Here is a 6,468-nt window from a genome sequence, read left to right as displayed (position 1 = left end):
ACATGATTCCGTTCGTCGCCGCGGGCGGGCTGCTGATCGCACTCGGATTCCTGTTCGCCGGCTACGAGATTGCAAACAAGCCCGAAGGCGGCACAACGTCGTACGGCAACATGTACGCGCTCAGCAACTCGCTAACCAACCTGCCGCCCGGTGGCTTCACCGAGTACCTCGGCGCCATCCTGTTCACCCTCGGCGGCTTGGCGTTCGGCTTCCTGATCCCCGCATTGGCGGGATACATCGCCTTCGCCATCGCCGACCGGCCGGGCATCGCACCCGGTTTCACCGGCGGCGCCGTGGCGGGCTTCGTCGGCGGTGGCTTCATCGGCGGCATCGTCGCGGGCGTGATCGCCGGCTTCTTCGCGTTGTGGATCAGCCGGATCGGCGTACCGAAGTGGTTCCGCGGCCTGATGCCGGTCGTCATCATTCCGCTATTCGCGTCGCTGGCCATGGGTCTACTGATGTTCCTGGTCGTCGGTCGGCCGTTGGCTCTGATCAACACCGGCCTGACCAACTGGCTGAACAGCATGTCCGGCACGTCGGCGGTCGTACTCGGCGTCATCCTCGGGCTGATGATGTGCTTCGACCTCGGCGGTCCGGTGAACAAGGCCGCCTACGCCTTCGCGACCGCCGGTCTCGCAGCAGCCACCCCGGCGTCGTTCACCATCATGGCCGCCGTGATGGCCGCAGGCATGGTGCCGCCGCTGGCGATGGCGCTGGCCTCCACCGTCCGGCCCGGGCTGTTCACCGAACCCGAGCGTGAAAACGGCAGGGCCGCATGGCTTCTCGGTGCCTCGTTCATCTCCGAGGGCGCTATCCCGTTCGCCGCGGCCGACCCGCTTCGGGTGATCCCGTCCATGATGATCGGCGGCGCAGTGACCGGCGCCATGAGCATGGCTCTGGGGGTGACCTGCCGGGCGCCGCACGGTGGCATCTTCGTGCTGTTCGCCATCGACAACAAACTCGGGTTCGTCCTCTCGCTAGTGGCGGGCACCCTCGTCGCGGCCATCGCAGTGGTCGCCGCCAAGCAGTTCGCCAAGCCGAAGAACGGCGCGGAAAAGTCCCCCGAGCTCGTCGCCGCCTGACATCCTCAAGACACCACAGAAGGAGATCCAATGCCCAGCAAGACAGTCATCGTCGGCTCGTCGATCGGACTGCACGCCCGTCCCGCCGCGATCATCGCCGAAGCGGTCGTCAACGCCGGCGTGCCGGTCACGTTGTCCCTGGACGGCGGTGAACCGATCGACGCAGGGTCCGCCCTGATGATCATGACGCTCGGCGCTGGCAACGCCGCGCAGGTCACCGTCGCCTCCGACGACGAGGCGGCGCTGAACCTGGTGGCCGACCTGGTGCAGCAGGACCTAGACGCGTAGAAACCGCAGAGAGTAGGTCTTCGGGGGAGGCGCCGCTGGCGTCTCCCCCGAGCTCGTCAAGAATGCTGCATGTAGTCCTCGTACCGGACCGTAAGATTGCCTAGTGCAAGTGGTCAGGGGGCTTGACGTGATGGGATGTACCGCCCGCCGGGCGGTTTTTGTTTTGCTACGGGCTTCTGAGCGCATCGCGGATCAACCGCATGTGCGGGGAGCTGACCGGTGATTCGTCGTATCGGCGTGCTGCTGGCCACGCTCTTCCTCGCGATGATGAGTGCGCCTTCGGCGGTTGCCATCGAGCCACCGACCATCGAACCGGCGGCGCTACCGCCCGATGAGACGGGACCGGATCAGCCCACCGAGCTACGTCGGCCGTGCACCCCGGCACCCCTGGCGTTCCCGAACTCCAACTTCGCGGACAAGCCGTGGCCGAATGACTACCTCCGGCTCAGCGACGCCCAGAAGTTCGCAACCGGCGCCGGGGTAACTGTCGCGGTCATCGACACGGGCGTCAACGGCTCCCCGCGCGTTCCGGCGGGCCCCGGCGGCGACTTCGTCGACCAGGCGGGAGACGGACTCGCGGACTGCGACTCGCACGGCACGCTGACGGCCTCGATCATCGCCGGGCGGGGTTCGCCCACCGACGGGTTCATCGGCGTCGCACCCGACGCCCGGATCCTCTCACTGCGGCAGACCTCGGCGGCATACCAACCGGTGGGGTCGCGATCCGACCCCAACGACCCCAACCAGACGCCGACGGCGGGGTCCCTGCGTAGCCTCGCCAGGGCGATCGTGCACGCCGCGAACCTTGGTGTGCAGGTGATCAACATCAGCGAGGCCGCCTGCTACAAAGTGACTAGGCCGATCGACGAGAAGAGCCTCGGCGCCGCAATCGAATACGCGGTGAACGTCAAGGACGTCGTCATCATCGTGGCCGCAGGCAACACCGGAGGGGACTGCACGCAGAACCCGCCGCCGGACGCGGCGGTGCCCAGCGATCCACGCGGCTGGAAGAACGTGGCGACGATCGTCTCGCCCGCCTGGTATTCGCCGCTGGTGCTGACCGTCGGCGGCATCGGCCAGACCGGGCAGCCGAGCACGTTCTCGATGTCGGGGCCGTGGGTCGGCGCGGCCGCACCTGCACAGAACATCGTGGCCCTCGGCTATGACGGCAACCCCGTCAACGCGCTCGCCGGCCAGGACGGACCGATCCCCATCGACGGCACGTCATTCGCGGCGGCCTACGTGTCGGGGCTCGCGGCGCTGGTCAAACAGCGGTTCCCGAATCTGACTCCGGCGCAGGTCATGTACCGCATTACGGCGACCTCACGCCATCCAGGAGGTGGCGTCGACAACTACGTCGGGGCCGGCGTCATCGATCCGGTGGCGGCGCTGACGTGGGACGTCCCGGACGGCCCGAAGACGGTGCCGTACAAGGTGCAGCAGCTGCCACCGCCGGTGTACGTTCCGCCGCCGGACCGCGGGCCGATCACGATCGTCGTCGTGACCGGGGTGAGCCTCGCGGCGGCATTGGGCATCTTCGCGCTGGCGCGGCGGGCGCTGAGGCGCCGATGACGAAGTTCCTGTCGATCTTCGGGCTCCGCCTCACCACCGGTCACCTGTTGTGCGCGGCGGTGCTGATCCCCGCCTGCGTGGTGATCTTCGTCCGTCTGGACCTGATGTGGCTGGCCATCACGCTGTCGGTATTGATCGCGCTGGCGACGACGCTAAGCGTGCGGGGCCGACGGTTCACGGGGTGGATCGCAGCGGTGTTCGCGTGGCGCAGGCGGCACAAGCAGGCGCCCATGGCCCCGTCGGCACCCGCGGTCGGCGCGACGGTGATGCCGGGCGACCACGTGGCGGTGCGCTGGCAGGGTGAGCATCTGGTCGCGGTCATCGAACTGGTCCCGCGGCCGTTCACGCCGACCGTCATCGTGTCGGGCGGGGCGTTCACCGACGACGTCATCGACACACAGGTCGTCGAGGATCTGATCGCCGCGCACTGCCCCGATCTTGACGCCGACGTGGTGTCGGCGGGAGCCAGGGTGGGCAGGACGGCGCCGTCGAGTCTGGTCGCACTCTACGAGCAGGTCGTCGGGCCGTATCCCGCGCCGGCCAACCGACGCACCTGGATCGTGTTGCGGGCCAAGCCCGAAGAGACGCGCAGGGCGGCGCTGCGTCGGGAGGCGGGCGTTGCAGGCCTGGCCCGATACCTGGTGGCGTCGGCGACGCGGATGGCGGATCAGCTGGCCAGTAATGGCATCGATGCCCGCTGCTCCCGCAGCTTCGACGACTTCGACCACGCCACGGAGATCACCTTCGAACGCGAGGCGTGGTCGTTGATCAAGGGGCGCAGCACCTTTACCGCCGCATACACAGCGCCAGGCGGGCCAGACGTGTGGTGGTCGGCGCGGGCCGATCACACCATCACCCGGGTGCGCATCCGGCCGGGCACGGCTCCGACGACGACGGTCCTGCTGACGACGCTGGCCGAACCCACGACGCCACGCGGCTTTTCGTGTCTGTTCGGCGGTCAGCGCGCCGCGCTGCACGGACAGAGTCCGGTGACGGACCGGCACTACGAGTTGCCGATCGGGTCGGCGGGCGTGCTGGTGGGTGAGACCGCCGACCGGTATCCGGTGTACATGCCGTTCGACGACGTGGACGTCAGCATCAACCTCGGTGATGCACGACTGTTCACGCAGTTCGTCATCCGCTCGTCGGCCGCGGGGGCGGCGGTCACGCTGGGGCCGCAGTTCCGCGACTTCGCGGGCATCATCAACGCGCGGGTGGGTCCGGTCGCCAAGGTGGCGTGGCCGAAGGCCACCACGTACCTCGGCCCGCATCCCGGCGTCGGCCGAGTAGTGTTGCGGCACAACTTTATCGACACACCTCGCCATCGTCAGCTGCCCATCCGGTTGATCAATCCGCGTGAGGAAAGTCGCTACCAGATGGCGCTGGAATCGTGAGGAGGGCACATGTCGTCGGGTGATCAGCTGAGCGTGGTCGCGAGCGAGCTGCGCGCCAGAGCGGCCGCCATCGACGGGACGGCCTGGCCGCAGTTCCCCGATTCGTCGACGAGGACCAACCCGCCGTGCGAGCTGCCGCTCGCGCAGACGGCCACCGAGAACCTCGGCATGAACTATCTGAGCCTGGCGTCGTATCAGCTCGCGGGGCAGTTCGAGGGCGATCGGCTGACCCAGGGTCTGACGAACGTCGCCACCGCCTACGAGACGATGGACCAGAACGCGCAGGTCGCCGTCCAGAACGGTTCGTCACCGGAACCCGTTGCGGTGCAACCGGCTTCGAATGCCGCTCCGCCTCCCGTGTTGGCGGTGAACGAGCCGACCTCGCCTGATCCCGGTGGTGGTGACGTGTTGACCACCGAGAGGCAGCTGAAGGCCGGCGACCAGGGGACGTCGCTGACGGCGATGGCACAGTTCGTGCGGACTCAGGCGGAGACGCTGGGGACCAAGGGGGCGACGTTCACGGTCGCCCCCCTCAACTGGGATGGTCAGGCGGCGGAAGCCGCCGACGCGCGGTTCGGCGCCTTCCAGGCGTGGGTGCAGGACATGTCCTTGGCGCTCAGCAGCCTGGCGGACGAGGCAGACAAGGTGGTGACGGCACATCGGACCGCGGTGACCGCCCACGAACCCATAAACACCGAGTACGTGGCGCTACTCGAGGAGGGGCTGAAGAAGTACGCGGACGGCTCGTTGACCGAGGCGCGCAAGAACGAGATCGAGGCACGGCTCAAGGAGCTCAACGAGGAATCGCTGGACGTGCGCAAGACCTATGCGCAACAGGCCACGATGCAGGCGGTCCGGCCGTCGGACGTTCCGACCGGCTGGATCGCGGCGACGTCGGTGTCGGCCAACGAGAAGCCACGGACGGGCTCCGAGCTGCCGGGTGAAGGCGACGATGGCGGCACGGGCACCAGTGGTAGCGGCGGTAGTGGCAGCGGAGGTGAAGGTGGTGCAACGGCGTCTCCGACGTCGGCGACCTCGATGCCGAACACGGCGCAGACCGGGGCGACGCCCACGACGGAGACGCCACAGGAGTCGGGGTCCAGCTCGGGCAGCGGGACGCCGTCGAGCGGTGGCTCGCCTTCCAGTGGCGGATCCCCTTCCGGTAGCGGATTGCCCAGCGGCCTACCCGACGTCGGTGGCGCGGACATGCCAGCGCTGCCGACCGACGATCCGAGTGTGCGTCCCGCGGCCGCCGAGGCCGGTGGCGGCGCAGGCGGTGGTGCGGGTGGAGGCGCTGGCGGAGGAGTGAGCGGGCCGCCGTCGATGCCGACATCTCCCAACGTTGGTGGCGTGTCGGTCGGCCCGTCGCCTGCTGCGGCGGGCGCCGGTGGCGCAGCGGGCGGCGGCACCTCGGGTGCCGGGATGGGCGGCGTGGGTGGCGGCATGCCGATGCACGGCGCCGGTCAAGGCGGGGGCGGCAAGGAGAAGCGGCGTACCCCCGGCACCGCGCCGGATGAGGACATCTACACCGAGGATCGGCCGTGGACCGAGTCGATCATCGGCCATCGGCCCAGGCGTAGGGACGGCTCCGACTCGAAGGACGCGAAGTGAGCGACGACATGCATCCCCAGGTGGCCGCCGTGTTGCAGCAGGCGCAGCAGCTGCAGTCACTGATGGACGACCAATTGCACAAGATGGCCAGTGAGTCGTTCTCGGCGATGGACGAGACGCAGACGGTGGAGGTGACGCTGGACGGTCATCATTTGTTGACGGACGTCCACATCCAGGACGGCCTGCTGCGGCTGGGCGCGGAGACCGTCGAAGCCCGGCTCAACGAGGCGCTGTCGAATGCGGGGGCGATCGCGGCGGCGTCGATCGAGGCGGATCGCGAGCGGATCGACGCGGTCGTCGCGGCGATCACGGGTGAGCTGGATGCGGAGTCGTGACCGTGTTCACGAGGGCGAATTCGTGCGCCTTGCCCGGCGAACCCTGAGCGCCGCGCATGACCACGCCGCCGCCCGGTTGGCAACCCGACCGACAGCCAGGACCGTTTCCACCGCATCACGGTCAGCCGCCAGGATTTGATCCTCAGCCACCGCCCCCGCCGGGCTGGCAGCAAGGGCCATGGCAGC

7 protein-coding genes are annotated in these 6,468 nt (G+C 68.6%); 6 read left to right on the top strand and 1 reads right to left on the bottom strand.

Translation table 11 applies throughout. The features are described from left to right. From ABW137_RS20710 to ABW137_RS20685, 6 genes are all read left to right on the top strand, one after another. Positions 1-1,082 (top strand): PTS fructose transporter subunit IIC (locus ABW137_RS20710; protein ID WP_526403313.1); only part of this gene is annotated, 1,082 nt, incomplete at its 5' end. A gap of 30 nt (positions 1,083-1,112) precedes the next feature. Continuing rightward, positions 1,113-1,370: an HPr family phosphocarrier protein gene (locus tag ABW137_RS20705; RefSeq protein WP_526403312.1), complete on the top strand. Its 258-nt coding sequence runs from the start codon at positions 1,113-1,115 to the stop codon at positions 1,368-1,370. A gap of 222 nt (positions 1,371-1,592) precedes the next feature. Then, on the top strand, positions 1,593-2,942 hold the full coding sequence (mycP, locus tag ABW137_RS20700) for a type VII secretion-associated serine protease mycosin (protein ID WP_526403314.1): 1,350 nt from the start codon (positions 1,593-1,595) through the stop codon (positions 2,940-2,942). Further along, entirely contained in the window at positions 2,939-4,336 is a 1,398-nt protein-coding gene (eccE, locus tag ABW137_RS20695) for a type VII secretion protein EccE (protein WP_526403311.1), read from the top strand. The genes mycP and eccE overlap by 4 nt, the downstream gene beginning before the upstream one ends. A gap of 9 nt (positions 4,337-4,345) precedes the next feature. Beyond that, entirely contained in the window at positions 4,346-5,947 is a 1,602-nt protein-coding gene (locus tag ABW137_RS20690) for a PPE domain-containing protein (RefSeq protein ID WP_526403310.1), read from the top strand. Further along, positions 5,944-6,282 carry a YbaB/EbfC family nucleoid-associated protein gene (locus ABW137_RS20685; protein WP_526403309.1) on the top strand — a complete coding sequence of 113 codons (339 nt, stop codon included), beginning with the start codon at positions 5,944-5,946 and terminating at the stop codon, positions 6,280-6,282. The genes ABW137_RS20690 and ABW137_RS20685 overlap by 4 nt, the downstream gene beginning before the upstream one ends. Positions 6,283-6,288: 6 nt before the next feature. On the opposite strand, the gene ABW137_RS20680 is transcribed toward ABW137_RS20685, so the two are convergent. After that, positions 6,289-6,468 (bottom strand): hypothetical protein (locus tag ABW137_RS20680; protein WP_526403308.1); only part of this gene is annotated, 180 nt, incomplete at its 5' end.

This window comes from Mycobacterium sp. (assembly GCF_040509115.1).
Lineage (GTDB): Bacteria > Actinomycetota > Actinomycetes > Mycobacteriales > Mycobacteriaceae > Mycobacterium.
This window is presented reverse-complemented; position numbering and strand designations above follow the sequence as displayed.

Bases quoted from the DNA above. Each gene is read 5' to 3' on its own strand.
- ABW137_RS20705 (WP_526403312.1), top strand. From the start codon at position 1,113: ATGCCCAGCAAGACAGTCATCGTCGGCTCGTCGATCGGACTGCACGCC.
- eccE (WP_526403311.1), top strand. From the start codon at position 2,939: ATGACGAAGTTCCTGTCGATCTTCGGGCTCCGCCTCACCACCGGTCAC.
- ABW137_RS20690 (WP_526403310.1), top strand. From the start codon at position 4,346: ATGTCGTCGGGTGATCAGCTGAGCGTGGTCGCGAGCGAGCTGCGCGCC.